Here is a 26,798-nt window from a genome sequence, read left to right as displayed (position 1 = left end):
GGGCATCGATTGTTAACTCTACGCCGCATGTTATTAGGAATATTCACGATTCCTCTTATTAGCTTTATATCTAAACTTGAAGCAAGAGAATTGTTACCAGACGGTTCTACTCGCCCAACGATAGCCGTTGTGTTGGCGGGTGGTGGAGCTAAAGGTGCGGCGCATATTGGTGTTTTACAAGCCTTAGAAGAAATGAAGATTCCCGTTGATATTGTGACAGGTACAAGCATGGGATCGTATGTTGGTGGTTTATATGCATTGGGCATGAGCGCTAAGGAAATTAACGATACAGTTAATGGTATTGATTGGAATATTGGCTATAACGATCGTGTGGATCGTAGTGAACGCCGTGTTCGCGATAAAGAATATGATGATCGCTACCAACTTCATACGGATCTTGGCCTTAGGTGGTTTGAAGTCAAAGTGCCTAAAGGGGTGGTGCAAGGGCAAAATATGCTGCACATTTTGCGCCAAAGTACTGGGAATTTACCTGCTTTTAAATCCTTTGATGAACTACCAGTACATTATCGCGCGGTCGCCACTGACATCGTTAATTTAAAGCCTGTTGTGCTAAAAGATGGTGAATTAGTGGACGCTATGATGGCGAGTATGTCAGTACCTGGTGCACTTCCTCCTTATCCTTATAAAGGGATGTTATTAGTCGATGGTGGCGTTACTAATAATATGCCTGTTGAATTAGCTCGCTCAATGGGAGCGGACGTTATCATTGCGGTTGATATTAGTACTGATTATAAAAGTATTGAACAACTGAATACTTTTTTGAGTGTTGGTGACCAACTGTCGAATTATTTAGTGCGCCGAAGCACTCAAGATCAAGCTCGATTACTCACCACAAACGATGTATTGCTTCGCCCTGAGGTAGGAAAAATGGGCACGACGGACTTTTCTGAAATGCCGAAAGCTTATAAGTTAGGTTATCAGTCGGCGGTTTTACAACAAAGTGAATTAGTCCGCTATTCGGTCAATGAATCGGTTTACTTGGATTATCAGCTAAATAAAAGTGCCAAACGTTCTCAATTTCGAAGTGGCTCTGATTTCATTATCAGGGATGTGAATATTAATAATCACAGTCATTACAATCAAAAACTATTAGAACATCGATTGGGTATTTCGCCAGGTCAACAATATGACAGTGAAGATATTGAAACGAAAATTCGTGATTTGTATGCTTTAGATCGCTTTGAAAAAGTGTCTTATGATTACCAAAATAATGATGATGGAAGTACGGATTTGAATGTCAGCGTACATGAAAAAGAGTGGGGGCCTAACTACATGGACTTCCGATTTTTTATGGAAGACAATTTTAAAAACTCCAGCAAATATTCCATTGGTTTCACCAGTAATTTTACCGATTTAAGTGAAGATGGTGCCGAGTTAAGAACCAATTTTGAAATAGGTACGGACAAACTGTTAGGGCTCGAATTGTATGTACCCATGTCATACAACCAAAATTTCTTTTTTATTGCATCTGCCTCATACAGCGATGAGAAATCGAGCTTATTTATCCCAGCAGATTTTAATGTCTCTAACCCTGAGACTAAAAAAACGCAACTTTCCGATACGGAAAATTCATTACCCGTTGATTATGTTAAGTTGATTGGTGATGTTGCACTTGGTCTTCAACCGACTTTGTGGCAAGAGTTTCGCGTCGGTCTGCGCTACACCGATGGTGATACTAGCCTTACTGGGTTGCCTGTGTTTGGTGGAACAGATTATACTCGCCAAGGGGCTTACATCCGTTATCGTTTTGATACTTTAGATGATTTTAATTTTCCAACTAAAGGTTATTATATCGATCTGGAGTACTTATTATCCCAAGATAATATTGTTGATGATGGGCATTCTTTAGATGATACGGTTTCGGAAATCAGCTCAACTCTTATGATGGCTCGAAGTTTAGGGAAGCATACTTTAGCGGCAAAGTTTGATTATGGTATTGTGGACAGTGAAAATTCCTTTGTTCCGATTGATCCTAGAGAGCTAGGTGGATTTCTCAATTTATCGGGAATTCCACGTGATAGTTTATCTGGACGAAATAAAGCGTTCAGTAGCTTGGTGTATCGTTATAAATGGTTTGATAATGATTTTGGTTTATTTCGCTCCCCTGTTTATCTAGGAGCTTCGCTTGAATATGGTGGTGTGTGGGCAGATACCAATAATAAATTTGATACTAGCTCCATGTACATGGCTGGATCGGTTTTTACCGGGGTAGATTCACCTTTAGGCCCAATTATTCTTGCCTATGGACAAACAGAAGAGCAGTATAAGTCTCTCTATTTGATCGTTGGATCGGCATTTTAATGTCGATTTAAAAACGGGTATTCAAGTCACGTTAAGAGGCGGCCACTGCCACTTTACATGCCTCTTTGTCGTGACATGATTCTTGAAAAGGAAATAGCGTGAAATTTCCTTGTAAAGTGTGAAATTTCACAAATTTAGTTCTAGTTTGCTAGCTTGGTCAAACTCGCAAGATTTTAATTTTTCGTTAAATTTGTTATTCTTGACCCCACATTTTGGCTCCGACCGTATTCGATTATTAAGAATCAGCCAACATACTAATTCATAATAAAAATAGGCAGGAAGCCAAATTTCCAAGGATGTTTTCCCTCTATATATAAAAAAAGGGGAAACCGCAATGAGAGGAAGAAGTCGTGCTTGAAGCCTACCGTAAACACGTCGCAGAGCGTGCCGCTGAAGGAATAGTCCCAAAACCTTTAGACGCAGAGCAGGTTGCTGCTTTGGTAGAACTGCTGAAAAACCCACCTGAAGGTGAAGAAGAATTCATTCTTGATCTATTAATTAACCGTATCCCACCAGGGGTAGATGAAGCCGCTTATGTTAAAGCTGGTTTTTTAACTGCCGTTGCAAAAGGTGAATCTGAATCGCCGCTAGTTAGTCGTGAAAAAGCAGCAGAACTGCTTGGTACTATGCAAGGTGGTTATAACATCGAAGCACTGGTTAGCTTTCTAGATGATGAGTTACTGGCTCCGATTGCTGCTAAAGCGTTAAAACACACATTATTGATGTTTGATGCTTTCCACGATGTAGAAGAAAAAGCCAAAGCGGGTAATGAGTTTGCCAAAGCCGTTATGGAATCTTGGGCTGAAGCAGAATGGTTCTTGAAAAAACCTCAACTTGCCGACAAGGTAACACTGACGGTGTTTAAAGTGACGGGTGAAACGAATACCGATGATTTGTCTCCTGCGCCTGACGCATGGTCTCGTCCAGATATCCCACTTCATGCTTTAGCAATGCTAAAAAATGAGCGTGAAGGCATTACTCCTGATGATGCCGGTAACGTTGGCCCAATTAAGCAAATTGAAGCATTAGAAGAAAAAGGTCATCCGTTAGTTTACGTAGGTGATGTTGTTGGTACTGGTTCTTCTCGTAAGTCAGCAACTAACTCTGTGCTTTGGTTTATGGGTGATGATATTCCATATGTACCAAACAAACGTGCTGGTGGCTTTTGTCTTGGTGGCAAGATTGCTCCTATCTTCTTCAACACCATGGAAGATGCAGGCGCGCTGCCAATTGAACTTGATGTCTCTAAAATGAATATGGGTGACGTGATTGATATTTATCCTCATGAAGGAAAAGTATGCAAACACGACACCGATGAGGTTATCTCGACATTTAAATTGAAGACAGATGTTCTTTATGATGAAGTTCGTGCTGGCGGTCGTATTCCACTGATCATTGGCCGTGGTTTAACCGATCGTGCACGTATCGCTTTAGGGCTTAAACCATCTGAAGTTTTCCGTCGTCCTGTTCCTGTTGCTGAATCGAATAAAGGCTTTACGCTTGGTCAGAAAATGGTAGGTAAAGCATGTGGTGTAGAAGGGATTCGTCCTGGCACTTACTGTGAACCTAAAATGACGACAGTAGGTTCGCAAGATACCACTGGTCCAATGACCCGTGATGAGCTTAAAGACCTTGCATGTCTAGGTTTCTCTGCGGATCTCGTTATGCAGTCTTTCTGTCATACTTCTGCTTATCCAAAACCTGTTGATGTGAATACGCACCATACGCTACCGGATTTCATTATGAACCGTGGTGGTGTGTCGCTTCGCCCTGGTGACGGTATCATTCACTCATGGTTAAACCGTATGCTTCTACCCGATACTGTGGGTACTGGAGGTGACTCGCATACTCGTTTCCCTCTTGGCATTTCATTCCCAGCAGGTTCTGGTTTGGTTGCCTTTGCAGCGGCGACTGGTGTAATGCCTCTTGATATGCCTGAATCTGTTTTAGTGCGCTTTAAAGGCGAAATGAAACCGGGTATTACCCTGAGAGATCTTGTTCATGCGATTCCATACTACGGTATCAAACAAGGTTTATTAACGGTTGAGAAAGCGGGTAAGATCAACGAATTCTCTGGTCGCGTACTAGAAATTGAAGGTCTGGAGCATTTAACGGTCGAGCAAGCGTTTGAATTATCTGATGCTTCTGCTGAACGTTCAGCTGCGGGTTGTACGGTTAAGCTTTCTGAAGAATCTATCGCTGAGTATTTAAGCTCTAACATCGTGATGTTGAAATGGATGATCTCTGAAGGTTACGGCGATCGTCGTACTATTGAGCGTCGTATTAAAGCAATGGAAGAATGGTTAGCAAATCCTGAGTTAATGAGCGCGGACAAAGACGCTGAATATGCCCATGTGGTTGAAATTGACTTAGCTGAAATTGATGAACCAATTTTATGTGCGCCGAATGATCCTGATGATGCTCGTTTATTATCGGATGTTCAAGGCACACAAATCGATGAAGTTTTCATTGGTTCTTGTATGACCAACATTGGCCACTTCCGCGCCGCTGGTAAGCTATTAGAAAAACATAAAGGTGAGTTAGAAACACGTTTATGGGTAGCTCCACCAACTAAGATGGATAAAGACCAACTCACAGAGGAAGGTTATTACGGTATCTTTGGCCGTGCTGGGGTTCGTATTGAAACTCCGGGTTGTTCATTATGTATGGGTAACCAAGCGCGTGTCGCTGAAAAATCGACCGTTATGTCGACCTCTACTCGTAACTTCCCGAACCGTTTAGGGAATGGCGCGAATGTATTCCTCGCGTCGGCTGAATTGTCAGCTGTTGGGGCGATTTTAGGTCGGATTCCAACGAAAGAAGAGTACTTAGGTTACGCTGAACAAATTAATGCAACAGCAGCGGATACTTATCGTTACTTAAACTTCCACCGTATGGAACACTATACGAAAAAAGCGGATACAGTGATATTCCAAGAGCCAGCATAAGCTTCAGGTTAAGTCATCGTTGAACAATAAAGACCGCTGATTTTTCAGCGGTTTTTTGTTTCTAATTGAACGCATTTCCAATGTGATACTAAAATCAAACTTCCCAGATAATTAGCATGATTGGTATCCGTTAAAACATGGCGATTAAAACTAAGCAATGCAGGTGAAAAACAAGTAAACTTTGGGTATTACCTAACAAAAGTAACGATATATTATGGACTTTGAATTTAAGAAAAACACCTTAGATGGCAGCTATCGAGTGGTGTTCTCGTCTGGACATGAGGCGATTGGTCATTGGTTGATTGAAGAGATAGGTAGCGATCTTGGTAAGCTTGAATTGGTCATGCAACAAATTGGTGCACAAAAAAATATCAATCAAGAGTGGCGTTTAGTTGGTCAAGATTGGAGTATGTTTATTGAGCAAAACGAGATACATATCAGTTCTAATCATCTATTAAGCATAGAAGAAGATGATCTTGAAGATGATCTTTTTGCCTATGAAGAAGAGAGTGAAGCTTGGTGTGGCATTGAAGACTTCCAACAAGTTTTGCTTTCTTGGCGTGCATTTGTAAGCTAATTTTCCTTTTCTGCACCTTCTGCGTTTTATTAATGATCTTAATGCACCTTATTGGTGCGATAAGTTCCACTTATTATCCTTCTATTATTCTAATTCCTTTATTTTCAATGTATTGAAAAGTTGGCACGTAACTTGATTACTCTTTTAATGTAGAAATAATTAATCATTACGAGGGAATGCAATGAAACTAATTAATGCCATTATTAAACCATTTAAATTGGATGATGTTCGTGAGGCGCTTGCGGATGTGGGGATTGAAGGTATGACCGTTTCTGAAGTAAAAGGATTCGGACGTCAAAAAGGTCACACAGAATTATACCGCGGTGCGGAATATCAAGTGGATTTCTTACCTAAAGTGAAAATAGAAATTGCGACACAATCTGACAATGTTGATCGCGTGATTGAGGCCATCACAAAAGCGGCACAAACTGGAAAAATTGGTGACGGTAAAATTTTTGTGTTTGATTTACAGCAAGCCATCCGTATTCGTACGGGTGAAATGGATGATGAAGCACTTTAAGTTAGGTATTGGAGAAAAATAATATGGATATTACAGCAATAACAGAAATCAAATATGCTTTAGATACCTTCTTTTTATTGATATCGGGTGCATTAGTGATGTGGATGGCAGCAGGCTTTGCGATGTTGGAGGCCGGTCTTGTACGTTCAAAAAACACCACGGAAATTTTAACCAAAAACTTCGTTTTATTTGCCGTTGCTTGCACCATGTTTTTGTTTGTCGGTTATAACATTATGTATGTTGGTAACGCTGAAGGCGGTGTATTCCCTTCTTTTGGTGCGCTTATCGGCACACAAGCCGATGATGCATCTCACTCTTTAGGCTCAGATTTCTTCTTCCAAGTGGTGTTCGTTGCTACCGCAATGTCAGTCGTTTCTGGGGCGGTGGCTGAACGCATGAAGTTATCAACATTTTTGATTTTTGCCGTGGTTCTAACTGGCTTTATTTACCCTGTTGAGGGGTATTGGACATGGGGTGGTGGGTTCTTATCAGCCGCTGGTTTCAGTGATTTTGCAGGTTCAGGGATTGTTCACTTAGCGGGTGCAGCTGCCGCATTAGCTGGCGTATTGTTACTTGGTGCTCGTAAAGGCAAATACGGTAAAAATGGTGAAGTCCACCCTATCCAAGGCTCAAACATGCCATTAGCGACATTAGGGACGTTTATCTTATGGTTTGGTTGGTTTGGCTTTAACGGAGGTTCACAACTTGCGCTTTCTTCGGCAGACGATGCAACCGCGATTGGCGAAGTTTTCTTGAACACCAATGCTGCCGCTGCTGCTGGTGCGATCGCTTCTTTAATTACCGTAAAGCTTATTTGGGGTAAAGCGGATTTAACCATGATTCTTAACGGTGCTTTAGCGGGTCTTGTCGCGATTACTGCGGATCCTGCGTCTCCATCACCTGTGATGTCTGTGCTTATCGGTGCGATTGCGGGTGTGTTAGTTATCTTCAGTATCTTGTTCTTCGATAAAGTGAAGATTGATGATCCTGTGGGGGCCATTTCAGTACACGGTGTGTGTGGTATTTTGGGTTTACTGATGGTGCCGGTGAGTAATTCAGATGCAACATTTGGTGCTCAAATATATGGTGCTGTGGTTATCTTTGCATGGGTGTTTATTGCAAGCTTGGTGGTTTGGGCCATTTTAAAAGCAACAATGGGAATTCGTGTGACAGAAGAAGAAGAGCTTGAAGGGATGGACATGCACGATTGTGGTGTGGTCGCTTATCCTGAGTTTACTTCAAATAAATAAGCATCAATGAATGATGTATTCATTCTAGATTTATACTTTGTTACAAAGCCCTGTTCAAATGAGCGGGGCTTTTTCGATTTATGAGCTCTTGACGATTGAGTTAAATCCTTAGCTGGATATAATAACCATATTGATAATTGTTATCATTTGTATTTATATAAAGGATTATACCAATGAAAAAGCTATTCCTTGTTTCGGCACTCGCTGCCTCTAGTTTTTCTCCTGCGCTGATGGCAGCACAAGAAGTGAATGTTTATTCTTATCGCCAGCCTTTTCTTGTTGAGCCTATGCTAAAAGAGTTTACCGAAGAAACGGGCATTAAAGTGAATGTGAAGTTTGCTAAAGATGGCTTAGCGGAAAAACTGGTTCAAGAAGGTGAATACAGTCCTGCTGATGTTGTACTTACTGTTGATATTAGTCGTTTGGCAGAGTTAACCGATAAAGTAGTTGTTCAACCTGTAAACAGCGACGTGATTAACGGCAATATTCCTGCTCAATACCGTGACAAAGAAGGCGAATGGTTTGGTGTGACAACACGTGCTCGTGCGGTATATTCTTCGAAAGATCGCGTTGGTAAACTTCCTGCATCTTTTGATTATATGGACTTAGCAAAACCTGAGTATAAAGGTAAAATTTGTACTCGCCCTGGTAAGCATCCATATAACGTCTCTTTAGTTTCAGCTATGATTGCTCATCACGGAGAAGCAGAAACGAAACAATGGCTAGAAGGCTTGAAATCTAACCTTGCTCGCAAGCCTCAAGGCAGTGATCGTGGTCAAGTACAAGCGATCAAAGAAGGTCTATGTGATTATTCTTTAGGTAACAGCTACTACTTTGGAAAAATGATTAACGATAAAGAACAAAAAGTATGGGCTGATGCGGTTTACATAAACTTCCCAGGGCAAGAAGCATTTGGTACACATGTCAATATCAGTGGCATGGCAATGGCAAAGTACGCACCCAATAAAGATAATGCGCTTAAGTTAATGGAGTTCTTATCTGGTGATGTTGCTCAAAAAATGTATGCTGAAGATAACTTTGAATCACCGGTAAAGCCGGGCGTTGAAGCGTCTAAATTAGTGGCTTCTTGGGGGGATTATAAAGCCGATTCTCTATCTTTGGATGACATCGCTGCACATCATGAGGCGGCAGTGAAGTTATTAGATGAAGTTAAATTCGACCTTTAATATACCCGTTATACTTGATGCTATAGCTTGGTTGGCAACGAGCGTTCACCTCAATTACATAGACAAGCTTTTGTTTATAAAAAAGCTCATGGGGTTTCACGTACTTGTTCACTCACTGCAACGTCAATTATGTAGGATATATAAGTAAAATAACGGATTGAATTCAAGGGAGGCTGAGGCTTCCCTTTTGTCGTTTCGTTATAGGCTTAAATTCTATTTTTTGTGTATTATCTTCGGTAATATTTTTATTGATATAAGTGTAAAATGGTCACAATGAAAGAAACGTATTTGTCATGGAAAATCAGCAGTTGGGTTATGGCTGTATTATTGGTTTTACCAATATTGGCTGTTTTTTATACCGCGATAGGGGAAAGCGATGAATTGTTTGCGCACCTATTTGCATCGGTATTACCAACCTATACGCTTAATACGATTCTTTTGGTCTCTGGCACCATGTTGCTTTCTTTGATTCTTGGTTTACCAGGTGCTTGGTTAATGGCCATGTGTCGTTTACCTGGAGAGAAAATATTGCAATGGGCATTGGTCCTTCCACTGGCTATGCCTGCTTATATTGTTGGGTACATTTATACTGATTGGTTTGATTTTGCTGGGCCTATTCAGATTTGGCTGCGCAATAGCTTTGAGTTAACACCGCAAGATTATTGGTTTCCAGATATACGAACGTTACCCGGTGCGATGATTGTGTTGTCATTGGTGCTTTATCCTTACGTTTATTTACTCGCACGCTCTGCTTTTATGGAGCAAAGTACTTCGCTTTTACAGTCTGCTCGTTTGTTAAAATGCACGCCGTGGCAAAGTTTTTACCAGGTCTCCTTACCATTAGCTCGCCCCGCTATTGCGGTTGGATTGTCTCTTGTCGCGATGGAAACCTTGGGCGATTTTGGCACGGTGAGCTATTTTGCGGTAAGCACGTTAACCACCGCAGTTTACGATACTTGGCTTGGGTATTCTAATCTAACGGCCGCTGCAAAAATCTCGGCTATCATGTTACTGGTTGTTATTCTACTGCTTAGTGCAGAGCGTTATAGCCGCCGTAAGCAAAAACATTTTCAGACACAATTTTCGAGCCATGAAGATAACCGATATGCATTATCAGGATGGAGAAAATGGTTGTCTTTATCATGGTGCTGGGGGTTGGTATTAGCGGGCTTCTTGCTGCCATTAATGCAGCTGGTCAATTATGCATCACGATATTTTTCAAATAGTTGGACGAGTGAATTTAAAGTTTATTCACTCAATAGTTTACAAGTGTCGTTAAGCGTTGCTGTAGTGTGTGTAATATTGGCTTTAGTTGTCAATTTTTACCGGCGTTTAGCCACTCAAGGTGGAGAAAATGAAGGTAATATGAGCCACATGCCAATGCGCTTGTCTTCTTTGGGCTATGCGGTTCCCGGCACAGTCTTGGCGATAGGCATTATGGTGGCGGTATTAACGGTTGACCATAGTATTAATGATGTTGCTAAGTGGATGGAGTGGGGGCGTCCAGGGTTACTTTTTTCCGGTACAATGTTTGCCTTGATTTTTGCACTAACGGTACGGTTTTCGGCGGTTGCGATTGGCAGTATTGAAAGCGGGTTAAGTAAGGTGTCTCCAAGCTTGGATATGGCAGCTCGAACGATGGGCTGCACATCGAGCAATATGCTAAAGCGTGTACATTTTCCTTTGGTTATAAGGGGCGCTTTGATTGCTGGTCTATTGGTGTTTATTGAATCAATGAAAGAGCTGAATGCTTCTATCTTATTGCGCCCGTTTAACTTTGAAACTTTAGCAACATATGTATATAACTTTGTGTCTGACCAGCAATTAGAACTGGCCGCTTTGCCTGCGATTTTATTGGTGCTGGTGGGGTTGGTGCCGCTTATTGTGGTTAATCGTTCTTTAGAAAAGGTGCATTAAATGACATTGCCTACTCATTCTATCTCTTCTGATCCTTCTCCTGACAAGACTGCGTTGAAGATTGAACATTTAACTTGTCGCTATGCTACAGGGCATGGTTCGACGAAGGGGCAACTTGTACCGGTTTTAGAGAACTTAAGCTTATCAGTACAACAAGGTGAAATTGTGTGTTTACTCGGGGCGAGCGGCTGCGGGAAAACCACCCTACTAAAAGCTATTGCGGGTTTGTTGCCATTATCTTCTGGTGAGATGGTGCTAAATCAAAAAGTGATTGATGATGGTGAAAATTGGTTGCCACCAGAGCAAAGAAATATAGGTCTTATTTTTCAAGATTATGCTTTATTTCCACATTTGTCCGTTTCTGACAATATCTCGTTTGGTTTACAAGATAAAAATAAAGCTCAGCAGAAAACCATTGTAGAAAGTATGTTGGAACTGGTGCACTTAATTGGCCTAGAAGATCGCTACCCCCATCAATTATCAGGAGGTCAGCAGCAACGTGTCGCGATTGCTCGATCGCTGGCGTGCCAACCTGATTTATTGTTGCTTGATGAACCTTTTTCTAATATTGATACGCAAGTTCGCCATGAATTAATTCGTGATATTCGTAACATCTTTAAACAACAAGGTGTTACGGCCATTTTTGTCACGCATTCTCGAGAGGAAGCGTTCGCATTTTCCGATAAAATGGCGGTAATGAATAAAGGGGTGATTGAGCAGTTTGGTTCAGCTGCACAGCTTTATTACCAGCCATCGAGTAAATTTGTAGCTAATTTTCTCGGAGGTGGTTGTTATCTTCCTGCCGAAAAATTATCTGATGGTCAATTTGATACGGTGTTAGGCACATTGCTTATCACTTCTAAAAATCAGATTGAAATCGGGAAAGCGTGCGAGATTCTATTGCGACCGCAGCAAGTATTGTTACTGCATGATGAAGAAAGCGAGATCCGTGTCATTGAGCAGCAGTTTATGGGGGATCACTGTCGTTACGTTATTGATGTTCACGGCGTGCATTTGTTAGCGCAATCTAATCACCTTTTAGAGGTAGGGCAAAAGGTGAATGTTGAAGTGGATTGTGAAGAGGCATTGGTTTTTTAAATTGTCTTACTTACACTGGCTTAATTATTAAAAAGATTAAAAGGAGAACGTTATGGCGTTGACTGAGTTTTTGCATCAGGTAACCACCGAGCCACTGTCGGTTGAGTTTGAACAGACTATTGCGGTGATTGATAGTAGTTTCACATTTACTCCTACGGCATTTACTAATGGTGATATAAGTAATGACGCTGGGCAAAATAATGGGTCTTGTAAGATCTTCGCGTTTGCACAAATGCATAATTTAACTCAAGCACAAACTTTGGCGTGTTTCGGTAAATTTTATCGCCAAGATGTATTAGAGCATCCAGAAAATGATGATCATCAGAATATACGTAACTTTATTCAATACGGTTGGGATGGGATTAAGTTTCCATCGCCGGCCTTGAATTAATTTGAACGATTAAGTTAACCGAAAGAATAAAGAACGATAAAAATTAAGCCGCGTAAGATTGATTCTTATGCGGCTTTTTATATGTGTATCCGTTGGGTGATTACAGTGTGCTACCCAATACATCAGGTGGCATCGGCGTTTTATTGACTCTGTGTAAGCCAATCACAGCAAGTAAAGACATGGCGAGCATCAAGGCACCTAGTGGTAGTTGGTTCTGAGCTGGCATCATCGCTGCAATCAAGGTTGCCATTCCTGCGCCGAAGTTTTGAATTCCACCGAGTAAGGCACCCGCTGTTCCTGCATGGTGCGGGAAAGGTGAAATTGCTCCGGTAGTTGCCGCGGGAAATAGTACGCCAGAGCCTAAAAAGTAGATGGTTGCACCACCAACTAAAGTTAGAGCATTGGTGTAACCAAATACGCCAGGAATGAAGATCACTAACGAACCAATAGCAATCGCGACCAAGCCGAAGTTTAAAGCGCGCTTTTCAGAATGGCGAGAAGCAATCCAATTTGACATTGCTGCGCCTAATAAATAGCCCGGAATGGGGAGAATAAACAGTAAACTCACCGTTGTTGCTGGAAGCTTTAATTTACCACCAAGTAATACACCTGCCGCCGCTTCAAATAATGCTACTCCGGCAAAGGTGGCGACAAGGCAAAGTAAATAGCCTTGGAATTGACGATGACCTAATACGTAGCGATAGCTGGTGGCAACCGAGTCGTATCGACGTGATGTTTTTGGTAGCGTTTCTTTCATATGCGTAAACATGATGATGGTGACACCAACGCTGAACAAGGTTAAAAATAAGTAGCTGCTTCGCCAATGAAAAACTTCCGTTAAATATCCACCTAGTAGCGGAGCGACTAACGGTGAAAATATTAAACACATGCTGATAAGGCTATTTACTTTATGTAACGCTAAGCCGGAAAAACAATCACGGCTTAGCGTACGAGCCATTGCTCCTCCGCAGCCAATGCCCATACCTTGGATAAAACTGGCAGCAAGGAATAAAGGGAAGCTATGGGCAAATAAAGCGGCGAGCGATCCTAGAATATAGATCATCAAGCCTGTAAGAATGATAGGGCGACGGCCTAAGCGATCCGATAATGGACCATAAATGAATTGTGATAACCCATAAGGGATTAAGTAGCAAGCCATGACGGCCTGCATCGAGGCTGCTGAAACACTAAATTCACGAGCCATGTATCCCATAGAAGGCACATACATGGTTTGCGTCATTTGTCCTACTGCTGCCAAAATGGCAATCAAGAAGGTTAGTTTGATAAAACTAAGAGGCGCAGACATGCATTTTCTCCAATGAAAAATGAGTAAAGATTGATAATGGAAACGGGTCGATTAAGTGACCATAATAATGGCGGGGATATTAGTGCGAAGGCGTCATTTCAGCAATAAAAATATGGTTAGGTTTGCAAGATGAAATTAGAGGTTAAAGATTAGTTTTTCTAATGATTTTTTTGTTCTGGCTGTTTTTTCTGGCGAGGTACATCCTAAGTGAATCGCTCGTGACGAAAATTAAAAAAGATCGTAGCTTTCACCACGATCTTTTATATGAAAGATCAATATCCCTTAGAACTCTGCGCTTTCGTCTTCTATTTCTACAATGCTAAAAAGGCTTTCATCTGTGTGACCATTGATTCTGCAGTTGATTGATCTTCCATTTCAGAGAAAATACGCAGTAAAGGCTCGGTACCAGAGAATCGAGCTATCACCCAACCGCCATTGCGGAAGTAAACTTTTGCGCCATCTTCATAGCTGATGCGCTCAACATCATACTCAAATTTGGGCATTAACTTTTCAACATAGATTTTGTTGTATAGCGCTTCTTTTTGAGCCGGTTTAAAGGTGCAATCACCTTCTGCGGTGTAGGCATAACCATATTTTCCATAAATTTCGTCGAGCATTTCCGATAATTTCTTACCCGTCACACTGATCATTTCGACTAATAAAGTTGAAGCAAACACACCATCTTTGCCTTTAATGTGCCCACGGATGGTTAAACCACCTGAGCTTTCACCGCCAATTAATGAATCATCAGCTTCCATTTGACTACTAATGTGCTTAAAGCCTACAGGAACCTCAAAGCTTTTTTCACCATGATCGGCTGCGACTTTATCCAACAGATGGGTAGTGGCGATATTGCGCACCACTGAGCCTTTCCAACCTTTGTATTCCAACATGTAGTAATACAAAAGAAGCAGTACTTCGTTGGGGTGAATAAAGTGGCCTTCTTCATCAATAATACCTAAGCGATCGGCATCGCCATCAGTACCGATACCAATATCATATCCTTCGGCTGCGACTAAATGTTTTAAGCGGTATAAGGTTGCCGCATTTGGAGAGGGCATTAAGCCTCCAAAGGATGGGTTTTCACCATCGTTAATCACATCCACGTCACAACGGCCATTAATTAAAACAGTCTGGAGGGCATTTTTTGCCACGCCAAACATGGGATCGATTAATACGCGTAGGTTGGCTTTTTTGATCGATTCCATATCAATAAAGTTAATGATTGAATCCACAAACTCGTTCATTGGGTTGATTATCTCAATGAGACCATTATCTCGTGCGTCATCAAAATCGATTAATTGAACATCAGAATCTTGTAGCTCGGCAATTTGAGATTCTATTTTTTGTGTGATTACTTCATCGGCATCCCGCCCACCTTGAATGAATACTTTAATTCCGTTGTAATCGGCAGGATTGTGAGACGCCGTAATACAAGCGGAATAGTGACAGTCCATTTCTTTGGCTTTGAACATCACAATCGGAGTGGGCACAAAACGATTAATGAAGCTGACTTTAATTCCATTCCCGGCTAGAATCTCAGCAAACCATCTCGCCGCTTTGTCGGATAAAAATCGGCGGTCATAGCCAATAACGAAACCATTTTTAGCGGCATTTTCATGTTGAATGATATTTGAGAGTGCTTGAGCAACTAGGCGTACGTTAGCTTGGGTAAACTCTTCCCCAATAAAAGCGCGCCAACCGCCGGTTCCAAATTTGATCATGATGACATCCTTTCTAGAAGTTAAAGTGGGAAGCAAGTGCTTCCCAAGTTTCTTACCCTAAAATCACTATAATATCGTTAATGCTGCCTTCGGCTTGAACCGGAATCGCCCCTTCAATGGCCTCACCATTAACAGTGATGGATTGAACGCCTTTGCTGACATTATTCGGATTTTTTACCGTGATGTTGTATGTTGCTCCACGCCATTGACGCGTTACGTCAAAGCTCGGCCATGCAGTTGGAATACAAGGATCAACGGTTAAACCTTCAAATCCGGTACGAACCCCTAAAATAAAGTTAGTCACGGCAAAGTAAGCCCAGCCAGAGGTTCCGGTTAGCCAAGGGTGATTGGCGCGGCCATGGTCTTGATGATCGCGGCCCATGATAAATTGCACGTATGAGTAAGGTTCGGCAATGCGCGTTTCAATCATGTCATTTTGATTGTATGGGTTTAGTGCATCGTAGAACTTCATCGCTTGATCGCCACGACCCAGCTTGGCTTCTGCTACCCACGCCCAAGGGTTTGGATGTGAGAAGATCGCGCCGTTTTCTTTTACGCCTTGATAAACACGAGTGACAAAACCAATGTCATCGTTTGGCGTTGCAAATGATGGCGAGTTTAAGTGCAAGCCGTATGGCGAGTATAAATGCTCATCTACCGAATCCATTGCTCGCTCACCGCGTTCTTGAGATACCGCTCCAGAAAGGACCGCTAGAGTATTTGACTCTAAGTGGATCTTGCCTTCAGTTTGTTGAGCGGTACCGATCTTATCGCCATTTTTAGTTAAGCCGCGAATGTACCAGCCTCCTTCATCATCCCACAGGTGAGTTTCACAAGCCTGACGAACACCTTCCGCCATGGTGCTGTATTTATCAACATCCTCGGTTTTACCAAGGTGCTTAGCAAGATCGATAAACTCTTGTAGTGCCCAGTAATGAAGAAAAGAAACCATGGATGATTCACCGCCACCGAGGTTGAGGCAATCGTTCCAATCTGCACGTAAGCCTTTACAAATACCAGTGTTACCGACATATTCGGCAGAGAAATCCAGAGCAGCTTTCATGTGATCGTAAACACTAGCATTACCGCCATCGGCATAAGGGATCACTTCATCAAAGAACGATTCTTCACCGGTTTCCATCACGTACTTACAAATCGTCGGAACCAGCCATAAGTGATCGTCTGAGCAGGTATCTTCGATGCCGTGGATCTTATCTTCATCACTTGGTGTTGGAACCACGGTTGGCGATTTGGATGGAACGACATCGGCTTTTTCAGGATCGAACCAGTCAGGATCAAATAAGTGCAAACCGTAGCCTGCTTTGACTTGGCCTCGTAGTAAATCAACTAAGCGCTTACGAGTCATGGATGGGTTAGCATGAGGCACAGAAATCGCATCTTGCGCAGTGTCACGATATCCAAGACCAGTACGCCCACCGACCTCAATGAAAGAGGCGAAACGAGACCATACGACACACGTTTCTGCTTGGTAGAGGGTCCATGCGTTGATCATGGTATCCACACCTTCATTAGGGGATTTCACTTGGAACTTGTTACAACGCTCATCCCAGTGTGCTTTTATTCCAGCAAAGTCAGCATCAAGGTTAGCAAGATCTTGGTATTTAGCGCGCAGCTTTTCACCATTGCCTTTACCCATGCCAAGAATGTAAGCAAATCGGACTTCTTCTCCGGGTTGAATTACGAATTGTTTGTGTAATGAACCACAATGGTTATAACAAGTTTGTGCTGAGTTTGAACATTGACCTTGCTCAACCGCAATCGGGTTGGCTTCATCACGGTATAACCCAAGGAAGCTATCACGTTGACCATCGTAAGAATCGGGATCGAAGGTAGAGGCGAGGTAATAAAAACCTTCAAAGTCATTGGTGTTGTAATACAGATCGTATTCGATCACGCCATTACGATATTCTGTTCCAGCAGAATAAAGGGACATCTGATGGTTTTGATTATCTGATTGAATGTGGCTGAAAGAGAATTCCACAAAAGAAAATGCACTAATGGTACGTGGTTTGTTATCCGTATTTTTAATGACGACATCCCACACTTCGGCATCTTCACCTTTGGGGACAAATAAGGTTTTAGTTGCAGTAATGCCGTTGTATTCACACTTAAATGTAGAGTATGACAAACCATGACGTATTTCATAAGAAGCTTCATCTAGGCTTTTAGCGACAGGTTGCCATGAGATAGACCAATAATCGCCAGTCTCATCATCACGTAAATAGACATAGTGCCCTGGTCTATCAAATGATGCGTTCGGGCGGAATTTAGTCACTCGATTGTATTCTGGAGAGTTATAAAAAGAGTAACCACCTGCATTATGTGAAATGACAGTACAAAATTTCTCTGTGCCTAGGTAGTTGGTCCAAGGTGCTGGTACGTCAGGACGAGTGATGACGTATTCACGATTATCATTGTCGAAAAAACCGTATTTCATTGATGTGTTCCTTACTTAAAATAAATCTGGGTGAAGACTTTATCGATCTTAATTTTTTACCTTTGAAATCGCGCCCTTTTTTATTTGAAGCTACCGTTTTGTTGGCTGCATTTATTCACTCCAATCGCATAGGAAAACTATGTTCATCGGGTTTTGGTTACTTGCCACCTCACTGTAACGTCAACTATTTTGGGTTCAACTTCTATTTCAAAGGGCGGAAGTTGACACCTTGACGAGTCAAAGTTGGCAAATGTCCATAAAGACGAGAGAGAAAATCGTCCCAATCTCGGTGTTGTTTTTCTGTCCAGCACGCTTCTGCAATCGCAAGAAGGCGAGGGAAAATCATGTAATCAATGCGATCTTGGTTATCAATAATTTCGCACCATAGACCACATTGAATGCCAAAAATATGCTGCCTGATTGGATCATCGGGATCCAGTTCTGACAACGGTTCATACCCATAAGATTTTTCTAACGGTACGACTCCCGCCCAGTTGACGCCGAATTCTGTCGATGAATAATCTTGAATAATGTCTAAATAGGTATATTGAGCAGGTTGCAACACCACATCAAACCCATTACGAGCACAGTGCAAACCTGCTTTTTCGCTGTGCCAGGAGTAAACGATGGTGTCTTTACTGACTTTGTCACCATGTTGCACTTCTTCCCAACCAAGCATGCGCTTGCCTAAAGACTTTATTTTGTCCTCTGTGTAACTCAATAGATGCCCTTGTAACTCTTTTTCATTTTGGTAGCCGTGTGTGGCCATTAATGCTTGGCATTTGGGGCTTTTTTTCCAAACTCCATCGGGCACTTCATCGGCACCAATGTGAATGTAAGGCGCTGGGAATAGATGAGAAATTTCTTCTAAAACGGTATCAATAAAGGTATAGGTTCCCTCTAACCCAGGAGATAAAACATTGTCTGTGTAGTATTGAATACTACGGTATTCTGATTGATCTTCAGGATCGACTAATAAGTCAGGAAGTGACTTTATGGCAGCTCGGCAATGCCCTGGAATATCAATTTCTGGGATAACGGTAATATTTCGTTCTGCTGCGTATTGAATAATGTCACGGATATCATCTTGGCTATAAAAGCCACCATGTTTTCCGGATAGATTGGAATATTGCGGCTCTATTGGGGTGTCCAAGCCACGCCATGCACCAATGCGTGTTAATTCAGGGAAGGCTTTGATTTCAATACGCCAGCCTTCGTCATCGGTTAAATGCCAATGAAAAACGTTAAATTTTAATTGAACAAGTTGGTTAATCAGTCGCTTGACGGTGTCGACCGAATGAAAGTGGCGAGCGCAGTCCAGCATCATGCCGCGGTGAGTAAAACGAGGTTTATCTTGTATCAAGACACAAGGCAGTTCGGTACTTTGATTATTAATTTGATGGTTAACAAGTTGCAGTAGGCTTGCGCTGGCATACATAAAACCGCTGGTGGAGCTAGCTTCCAACAAGATTTGTTTTTCTTGTATTTCAAGTTTATAAGCACCGTCGGCTAAATTGGGGGTCATCACAAAGCAAACATTGCCTTGGCTGCTCATTTTTATGGTGTTATCTAAAATGCCGCTAAATTCTTCCGCCAACCATGTTAGAGCACTCTGTGCTTGATTGCTGTAAAATTGAAAGACAATCGTTTGAGTTAAATTAAAGTGACCTTGTCGAGATTGCTGGCTTTGAGGATTAGGAATAATGCCTTCAAAGTTAGCTGCCACCACAGGGATACTTGAACTTTGCTTATAAGCAGAAGCTAAAGCAATAGGCGTAATGGCGACGTTAACATTAACAATCTCACCGTTGTTTTTCATTTGAATGAATGCATCATCAAACCCATCGGACAGTAATTGAAATGGTGCCGTATGGCAGCCAAATTCAACATAATAATGGTGGTTAGCCAATAATATGGTTTCTTGGGGGGGCTGAATCACACAATAAGCGCCCACTTGTTCAATCGTCCCTTGAGTTAAAGATTCCGGTTGGATGAAGCGTCGAAAGCTAAGATGAATATCCCAGTGGTGTAAATCTTGATCGCTTAAATTATGAAGCGTGAAGCCAAAACGAGTATAGTTTTCTTGTTCTTCAAGAACAGAGAGATCAATTCGATAATTCATAATGTCACCTTTTAAGGCGTGTGTTGTTATAAAATTCATGGCTCAACAAGCGAATGAATACAGGTTGTGTTGAGGGTTATTTGCCATCATTAAAGCACCTTCAATCGCATCTTTTTTAGCGGAGACGAGATGTGATTGTGTCATTTGACTGAGATAGGGGACGATGTGTTCACCGATCCCGCCCATCAGCGAAATGGCATTTGCGCCTTTTTTGATAAGTGCCAATAAGTACATATCAATGTCTTGCGCGGTTTCTTTTAATAAAGTGATAGCCACTTGGTCACCTTGACTGGCACAACTAAAAATTTGTGGGGAAAATTGACCATACTCACAAGGCTTAGCGGTTTTTGACCATTCAACAATGGTGTCGACATCGTGATTAAAGTGTTGCATGACGATGTTGGTGATTGGGCTACTTGGTTTAATGTCATCTTGAGTCAGTAAGGTGTATTGAATGAGCCTTAGCCCCATGATCGCACCACCACCAAGATCGGAAATTGGAAATTCACGGCCGCCGACAATATGATGTTTACCTTGGTGGATTAAAAGGCCACATGAACCTGTACCAGCAATCATGATGGCACCATCATTACCGTTATGAGCACCCAAACAAGCTCCATAAGCATCGGTATTCAGTACCATACTGGCAAATGGGTGGGATAAAGACATGAAAGATTGCCATGAGGATTTTTGTTCAGCGGCCGCTAGTGCTAAACCAAGGTGCATATGAGAATAGTCTTGCTGGGTGATCCCATAGCCTTGGCTTGCTTGTTCAATGGCTTCAATGATAGACACCATTGCCACTTCGACACCGAGTAAAATATTAGCACTGCCACTTTTGCCTTCACCTATCAGCTTTCCTTGATGATCGCGAATGCGTGCGCGACAAGAGGTGCCACCCCCATCGATTCCCACAAAAAGATCAGCCATGGGATGGCTCCTTATTTTCAGTATCTAAATGATTCTGTTGGGCAATGATCGCCAATAAATACCATGCACCGTGCGGGATCCATTGTTCTGCCCAACGCCAGTTTTGTAGCATGTCGTCTTTTTGGCCTTCAGGGTTAAAAGCAATGTCTTGCTCATCATCAAAACCAGAAGTAATACCGTTACATACGCCACCTTTGGCGTTAAAAAAACCCAGTTCAGGTAGGTAATTAGGATTGTTGTGTCCATGACCATCAAGCATGCACATGTCGTAAGGATTTAGCCCTAATATCCAATCTAAAGACGATTGTGCAAAACGTTTTAATTGGCATTTTAGACCTAGGTCGGTGAGGTATGGTTGAACTATGCTTGCCATGGTTGACAGTGATGCTAAGCGTGCATTTTCACCTTGCCACCAGTAACCTGATTCATTCTTTTGTGCGACAAAGAAGGCCTCTCGTTTATCGCCATCAACCGCTTTTACATACTGGCGTGGGTAGCTAAATGGGTTATTTACATTATGAGTAATGGTTAATTCAAATCGCAGTGCATTTTCAATCACACTAAGAGTTTGTTTTTTTAATATTGTATCGTTTTCGATGGAGACGTATTCAGTTAATGCGATAACAGGTAACCCTGCTTCAGCTGCATGGAAGTATGGACGAGAGCCATCTTCATTGGCAGACCAATAATGTGAACAGTTTTGGTCACTAAATTGGCGACTCATTAACGCTTTAGCCCAACGTCTTGCTTCGAATAAATAGTCATTTTTTTGTGTAGTTTTAAATAGCTCGGTTGCTGCCAACAATGCGCAATACTCATCAATGATATTTTCCGTACCATCGTTTAAATATTGAGTGTTATATTTGCAAAGGTGTTGATAACCTTTAACGGCAGCTTCAAGGTATTGGTTTTGTGTGTAATCACCGTGTTGATCTAAGCGTGAAGCAGCGGCGAGAGCAGCAATGGTAACCCCACCACCTTGACGAAAACCTGCTTGATAATCACTAAGTTTATGGCCGTTTTGCGTTTCGTAAGCGCAGATTTCTCGTTGCTTAGGATCTTTACTCCATTTATCGAATACCGTCATATAGAAGAAACCTTTAGGGTTCTGCATACGAACCAAAAAGTCAGCGCCAAACAACGCTTCTTCGGTTAATCGTACAGCCGAAAATGGGGCAAAAGCCGTCATGTCATTTGTTAATGACAACCCTTTCAACATATTCCAAACTACCATTGGGGTTTGCTGTGGGTTTAAATAGTTGGCATAAGATAAGTGGCTAAAATATTTACTTACATCTCCCGATGCATCGTACCAACCGCCATGAACATCAAAGGTGGTTTGCGTGTTTACAATTGGAATTTGATGATCTTGTTGCTCAAACATCCCACCACAGCGTTGTGATTTAAAGTAATGTAAAACATCGGAAAACGTCTGTTTCATCAATAGATTATTATTGATTTTAAAAGGATGAGATTGTGATGAACCTATCGATAGATAGTATAGGCCTGATGTTGTAAATTCTGAAAAATCAATGGAATAGAATTGACCTTGATGCCAATTCGCGACTTTACCTATCGGTGTGACAGAAAATTCCTTTTCAATACGATGAGTATGAGCATTGACTAAGTGAGCGGTTATGTTCTCATTGAGAGTGGAGGCCAGTACAACCGCATTTTTACTGCTTAAACACGGATAACCAATATGGTTAGTAAGAATTTTCATTAAAGCTCCGAGCCTTGCTCTGGTCGGTAGCTATAGATAACTAAAGCATACCGACGTTAAATCAGACATTATGTAAACGCACTGCGCTATTGACGTGTTTTAATATCAACTTAAATGATTATTTTTCAAACAAATAGCAACGAACAAAGTGATTGTCAGCGAGTTGAGTGACCCCTGGCATTTTTTCACGGCATTTGTCGGTGACATGTAAGCAACGGCCGGCAAATGGGCATCCAACGGATTCTGGTGTCCAAAGTGGGATTTCCCCTTTATTGCCTTTTAATTTTTCATGAATGGATTTCTTCGGATCGGGTACCGCTGAAACCAAAAGCTGAGTATAGGGGTGTTGTGGATCGTGAATGATCTCATCGGTATCCCCCCATTCGACCATGTGACCTACATACATAACAGAAAGGTCTTCCGCTATATAACGCGCCGTGGCAATGTCATGTGTGATATAAAGTAATGACATTTGTTTATCGAACTTCATTTCTTCCATTAAGTTCAAAACACCTGCACGTATTGAAACATCCAACATCGATGTTGGTTCATCTGCTAGCACGACTTCAGCACCTACTGCAATATTACGCGCTAGATTGACACGTTGACGTTGGCCACCTGAAAGTTGATGGGGAAATTTAGCCGCAGTTTCTTTGGCTGGGTTTAATCCTACTTGTTCTAAAAGTTCATAAATACGCTCTTGAAGTTCCTTTTTATCACTGGCTTTCACTTTATTGTGAATGATTAAAGGACGAGCAATATGGTGAAAAATATTGTGTGTTGGGTTTAATGAGCCAAATGGGTCTTGCCATACCATTTGTACACCTTCACGGTAGTGCATGAGATCTTGTTTCTTCTTGATATCTTGGATATCGCGACCTTTGTACTCAATCATACCCGCTGTTGGGGCATACATTTTGGCGATCATTTTCGCGGTGGTGGATTTACCAGAACCTGATTCACCGACCACGGCTAAGCCACGACTTTTGTACATTTTAAAAGATACGTCGTTGATCGCACGCATCATAGGTTGTTTTAGTGAACTACTGCTGATCGGGAAATCTTTAATTAAGTTTTTCCCTTCAACCAGCAATTTTCCATATTTGTCTGATGAGCTCATAATTGTCTCCAGCTTTACGCTAATTCTTTTTAACCGGCTTATAGTGCTGATTCTGCTGTTCTGGGTTTGATTAAACTTTTGCTTGTACGATTGGTTCGCCATATAAATGGCAGTTTGATAATCGTCCTGGCTCAATCTGACGCAGTTGTGTCGCGACTTGACGGCATGTGTCATGCACGCGATCGCAACGCGCTTGGAATCGACAGCCTTGTGGAATTTCTAACAAGTTTAAAGGATTACCAGGAATGCCTGTTAATTTGGTTTTTGGGCCCGTTAACGGAGGAAATGAAGATCCTAATCCTCGTGTATAAGGGTGGTATGGCGATTCTAAAATTTCTTTAGAAGGCGCGACTTCAATTAATTCACCTGAGTACATGATTCCGATACGGTCCGAGAATTCGACCATTAACGATAAGTCATGAGTAATGAATAAAATTGAGAATCCAAATTCTTCTTTTAAGGCATAAATTTTTTGTAAAATTTCACGTTGTACAACGACGTCCAGAGCAGTTGTAGGTTCATCCATAATGATCATTTTGGGATTAAGCGCTAATGCAATCGCGATCACGAGGCGCTGACGCATACCTCCAGAAAACTGGTGAGGGTAGTCGCCCAAACGATCTGGGTGAATATCAACAATTTCTAACAAACCTTCAGCGCGTTTTTTTGCTTGGTCTCGTGTCATATTGGTATGGCGCATGATCACATCGCAAAATTGCTCTTCCATTGGCAATACGGGGTTCAAAGCATTCATAGCGCTTTGGAATACCATCGACATTTCGCTCCAACGAAAAGATTGGATACGATGTTCACTGTAGTCGAGGATGTTCTCACCATTGAAGATGACTTCACCGCCAGTAATGAATGCGGGTGGCTTGTGTAACTGCATTAGCGAGAAAGCCACCGTGGATTTACCACAGCCCGATTCCCCCGCTAAACCAAATACTTCACCAGGAGCAATATCAAAGCTTACGTTATTGACTGCGCGAACATCGCCCGCGTCAGTGATGTAGTCTACGCATAAATTGCGGATTGAAATTAGTGGTTGAGTCATATTATTTTTCTCCGCTCAAAAGTGCATTTTGTGTTGGCAATTCAGGTTCACGCACTTTCTTTTTTTGTGCTGCAATTTTTTTCCAGCGTTTCATTCCTTTGTGTGAACGCAATTGTGGGTTAGCCACTTCATCGACTGCAAAGTTTAATAGCGCTAAACCAACGGCAAGGGTCGTCAGAGCCAGACAGGGGGTAATTAGCTCCCACCACGCACCAACCAAAATAGCGGAAGAGGTTTGTACGTTGTACAGCATGATACCCCAGCTGATGGTACTTGGGTCGCCAAGACCTAGGAAAGAAATGGTCGCTTCCATCATGATGGCGTACATCACTGAACCGATGAAGCTTGCGCCAACAATCGAGATTAAGTTTGGTAAAATTTCAACAAAAATAATTCTGAATGATGATTCACCTAACACTTCAGCCGCTTTTACAAATTCTTTTTCCCGTAAAGATAATGTTTGGGCTCTTACTACGCGAGCACCCCAAGCCCAGGAGGTACACCCTATGATTAAGGCTATGGTTAATGGCCCTGCCTCGCCAATGAAAGCGGCCAAGACGAATAATAATGGGTACTGTGGAATCACCAGCATAATGTTCATTGCTGCGGTTAAAATATCATCGATCTTACCGCCAAAGTAACCTGCTGATACACCTATTACAGTAGCTAAGAAACATACCACCAGTCCCGCGCCAAAGCCTACCCCCAAGGATACTCGGGCTCCATAGACCAATTGTGACCAGATATCACGGCCCATACGAGAGGTTCCAAGTTCATGGTCTGCTTTTTTAGACATCGCCATGGTGCGTCGATCGTCTGCAAGATTAGTCGCAACCCAACCATCTGGGCTGGTTTTAGCTATTTTGACGATAGTGGCTGGGTATTCATGAGGATTACCCGTACGTTTATCTGGTGCATGTTTGGTAATGAGAGGGGCGAATACCGCCATTAATACGAAAATGCTTAAAATTATAAAACCTGTTAGGGCTTTGGGATTACTGGATAATAATTTAATGAGAGCTTTCATGATTATTTGCCTCCCTTACGTAGGCGAGGGTCAAGCACGACATACAACATATCGGCGAGTAAGTTAAAGAAAAGCATAAATAACGTCATGATAAGAAGTTGCCCTTGAAGAACTTGGTAATCACGAGCGTTAATTGCATTGAAAAGAACCGTTCCTAAACCGGGGTAGTTAAAGATAATTTCAACGATAAGTTGACCACCAATCGCCATACCAAGAGACATAGAGAGAGCGGTGACACTAGGCAGCATGGCATTACGAGCGGCGTAGTTAAAGACCACTCGGTTTTCGCTTAATCCCTTACCTTTTGCCATGGTGATGTAATCTTCACTTAACAGATTAATCATGTTGTTACGCATGTTGATTAAGAAGCCACCAATTTGCACAACCGACGCACAAAATAAAGGAAGAACTGCGTGATAGGCGACATCTTTAATGAATTCCCAGCTTGTCCAATCCGGAAGGTTACCTGCGGTATAGGCATAGCCTGTTGGGAACCAGCGCAAACCTACGGCGAAGACAAACATCGCGAGCATAGCGATAACCACCTGTGGTACCGCTTGGATGACTAACATCCCTGGTGAAATAAATGTGTCGTATTTACTGCCACGTTTCCAAGCAGCAAAAATACCGAGTACTGAACCAATCGAGAAGGAGAAGATAACGGCAGTACCCGCTAGGAATAATGACCACCCGAATGCACCACCTAATAGGTCTGATACAGAAAGAGGGTAGAACTGGATAGAGGTTCCTAAATTCCAACTAAGAATATTTTTCAAATAAGCATAATATTGAACCAGTGGACCGCCTTCGACAAAGCCTAATAGCTCTTTCATCGCGGCAATTCGTTCAGGAGTTACCTGTGAGGTTGCATTAGCAAACATCATGGTCACTGGGTCACCTGGCATTGCTCGTGGAATCGCAAAGTTGATCGTCGCAGCGACGATAAGCGCGATAAAATAAAAACCTAAACGTTTTAAGAAAAATCCCATAACTTACACCTTAACTTTCCCAGATTTTTTGGCCTGACTCTGGTTTCAGGCAGCCTATTTCAGACAAAGAAATCCCCTGACGACAAGCGCCATACATTTTCGTATCAAGAGGGGAAGTTTAAAGGCGGTGTGCTG

At 42.1% G+C, this 26,798-nt stretch carries 19 protein-coding genes; 9 read left to right on the top strand and 10 right to left on the bottom strand.

Annotated features, from left to right (window positions below; all coding sequences use genetic code 11):
* Nucleotides 1-27: 27 nt before the first annotated feature.
* The 9 genes from VCASEI_RS10985 to VCASEI_RS10945 all read left to right on the top strand — a co-directional run bounded on the left by VCASEI_RS10985 (nucleotide 28) and on the right by VCASEI_RS10945 (nucleotide 12,210).
* A complete protein-coding gene (locus VCASEI_RS10985; RefSeq protein ID WP_089110780.1) occupies nucleotides 28-2,322 on the top strand; it encodes a patatin-like phospholipase family protein in 2,295 nt (764 codons plus the stop codon).
* A gap of 350 nt (nucleotides 2,323-2,672) precedes the next feature.
* A complete protein-coding gene (gene acnB / locus VCASEI_RS10980; RefSeq protein WP_086961889.1) occupies nucleotides 2,673-5,270 on the top strand; it encodes a bifunctional aconitate hydratase 2/2-methylisocitrate dehydratase in 2,598 nt (865 codons plus the stop codon).
* A gap of 214 nt (nucleotides 5,271-5,484) precedes the next feature.
* A complete protein-coding gene (locus VCASEI_RS10975) occupies nucleotides 5,485-5,847 on the top strand; it encodes a YacL family protein (RefSeq protein ID WP_086961886.1) in 363 nt (120 codons plus the stop codon).
* 181 nt (nucleotides 5,848-6,028) lie between these two features.
* Complete coding sequence (glnK, locus tag VCASEI_RS10970; protein ID WP_086961884.1) at nucleotides 6,029-6,367, top strand: P-II family nitrogen regulator; 339 nt, start codon at nucleotides 6,029-6,031, stop codon at nucleotides 6,365-6,367.
* A 23-nt stretch (nucleotides 6,368-6,390) separates the two neighbouring features.
* The gene (locus VCASEI_RS10965) at nucleotides 6,391-7,617 is read left to right on the top strand and encodes an ammonium transporter (RefSeq protein ID WP_086961883.1); all 1,227 of its coding nucleotides are present in this window, start codon (nucleotides 6,391-6,393) and stop codon (nucleotides 7,615-7,617) included.
* A gap of 173 nt (nucleotides 7,618-7,790) precedes the next feature.
* The gene (locus VCASEI_RS10960; RefSeq protein ID WP_086961881.1) at nucleotides 7,791-8,804 is read left to right on the top strand and encodes a Fe(3+) ABC transporter substrate-binding protein; all 1,014 of its coding nucleotides are present in this window, start codon (nucleotides 7,791-7,793) and stop codon (nucleotides 8,802-8,804) included.
* 273 nt (nucleotides 8,805-9,077) lie between these two features.
* Nucleotides 9,078-10,721 (top strand): ABC transporter permease, encoded by a 1,644-nt coding sequence (locus VCASEI_RS10955; RefSeq protein WP_086962123.1) that lies wholly within the window; start codon nucleotides 9,078-9,080, stop codon nucleotides 10,719-10,721.
* A complete protein-coding gene (locus VCASEI_RS10950; RefSeq protein WP_086961879.1) occupies nucleotides 10,722-11,819 on the top strand; it encodes an ABC transporter ATP-binding protein in 1,098 nt (365 codons plus the stop codon). It abuts the gene before it with no gap.
* Nucleotides 11,820-11,871: 52 nt separating this feature from the next.
* Nucleotides 11,872-12,210 carry a HopJ type III effector protein gene (locus VCASEI_RS10945; protein ID WP_086961877.1) on the top strand — a complete coding sequence of 113 codons (339 nt, stop codon included), beginning with the start codon at nucleotides 11,872-11,874 and terminating at the stop codon, nucleotides 12,208-12,210.
* A 100-nt stretch (nucleotides 12,211-12,310) separates the two neighbouring features.
* Here VCASEI_RS10945 and emrD read toward each other — a convergent pair whose 3' ends face one another.
* The 10 genes from emrD to VCASEI_RS10890 form a co-directional block, all read right to left on the bottom strand.
* Nucleotides 12,311-13,516 carry a multidrug efflux MFS transporter EmrD gene (gene emrD, locus VCASEI_RS10940; RefSeq protein WP_089110781.1) on the bottom strand — a complete coding sequence of 402 codons (1,206 nt, stop codon included), beginning with the start codon at nucleotides 13,514-13,516 and terminating at the stop codon, nucleotides 12,311-12,313.
* A 311-nt stretch (nucleotides 13,517-13,827) separates the two neighbouring features.
* Nucleotides 13,828-15,240: a phosphoglucomutase/phosphomannomutase family protein gene (locus VCASEI_RS10935; RefSeq protein WP_086961873.1), complete on the bottom strand. Its 1,413-nt coding sequence runs from the start codon at nucleotides 15,238-15,240 to the stop codon at nucleotides 13,828-13,830.
* A gap of 52 nt (nucleotides 15,241-15,292) precedes the next feature.
* The gene (locus VCASEI_RS10930) at nucleotides 15,293-17,698 is read right to left on the bottom strand and encodes a GH36-type glycosyl hydrolase domain-containing protein (RefSeq protein ID WP_089110782.1); all 2,406 of its coding nucleotides are present in this window, start codon (nucleotides 17,696-17,698) and stop codon (nucleotides 15,293-15,295) included.
* A 202-nt stretch (nucleotides 17,699-17,900) separates the two neighbouring features.
* Nucleotides 17,901-19,820 carry a beta-N-acetylhexosaminidase gene (locus tag VCASEI_RS10920; RefSeq protein ID WP_086961867.1) on the bottom strand — a complete coding sequence of 640 codons (1,920 nt, stop codon included), beginning with the start codon at nucleotides 19,818-19,820 and terminating at the stop codon, nucleotides 17,901-17,903.
* 42 nt (nucleotides 19,821-19,862) lie between these two features.
* The gene (locus tag VCASEI_RS10915; protein WP_089110783.1) at nucleotides 19,863-20,750 is read right to left on the bottom strand and encodes an N-acetylglucosamine kinase; all 888 of its coding nucleotides are present in this window, start codon (nucleotides 20,748-20,750) and stop codon (nucleotides 19,863-19,865) included.
* The gene (locus VCASEI_RS10910) at nucleotides 20,743-22,473 is read right to left on the bottom strand and encodes a glycoside hydrolase family 9 protein (protein ID WP_086961862.1); all 1,731 of its coding nucleotides are present in this window, start codon (nucleotides 22,471-22,473) and stop codon (nucleotides 20,743-20,745) included. The genes VCASEI_RS10915 and VCASEI_RS10910 overlap by 8 nt, the downstream gene beginning before the upstream one ends.
* Before the next feature lie 118 nt (nucleotides 22,474-22,591).
* Nucleotides 22,592-23,593, bottom strand: coding sequence for an ABC transporter ATP-binding protein (locus VCASEI_RS10905; protein WP_086961860.1), 1,002 nt, complete (start codon nucleotides 23,591-23,593; stop codon nucleotides 22,592-22,594).
* A 70-nt stretch (nucleotides 23,594-23,663) separates the two neighbouring features.
* The gene (locus VCASEI_RS10900) at nucleotides 23,664-24,647 is read right to left on the bottom strand and encodes an ABC transporter ATP-binding protein (protein ID WP_086961858.1); all 984 of its coding nucleotides are present in this window, start codon (nucleotides 24,645-24,647) and stop codon (nucleotides 23,664-23,666) included.
* Nucleotide 24,648: 1 nt separating this feature from the next.
* Complete coding sequence (locus tag VCASEI_RS10895; protein ID WP_086961856.1) at nucleotides 24,649-25,674, bottom strand: ABC transporter permease; 1,026 nt, start codon at nucleotides 25,672-25,674, stop codon at nucleotides 24,649-24,651.
* A 2-nt stretch (nucleotides 25,675-25,676) separates the two neighbouring features.
* Nucleotides 25,677-26,663 carry an ABC transporter permease gene (locus VCASEI_RS10890; RefSeq protein ID WP_086961854.1) on the bottom strand — a complete coding sequence of 329 codons (987 nt, stop codon included), beginning with the start codon at nucleotides 26,661-26,663 and terminating at the stop codon, nucleotides 25,677-25,679.
* Between the last annotated feature and the right edge of the window lie 135 nt (nucleotides 26,664-26,798).

Origin of the sequence: Vibrio casei (assembly GCF_002218025.2) — a bacterium.
Taxonomy (GTDB): domain Bacteria; phylum Pseudomonadota; class Gammaproteobacteria; order Enterobacterales; family Vibrionaceae; genus Vibrio; species Vibrio casei.
Note: the sequence above shows the minus strand (reverse complement) of the source record. Positions and strands in the feature narration are given on the sequence as shown.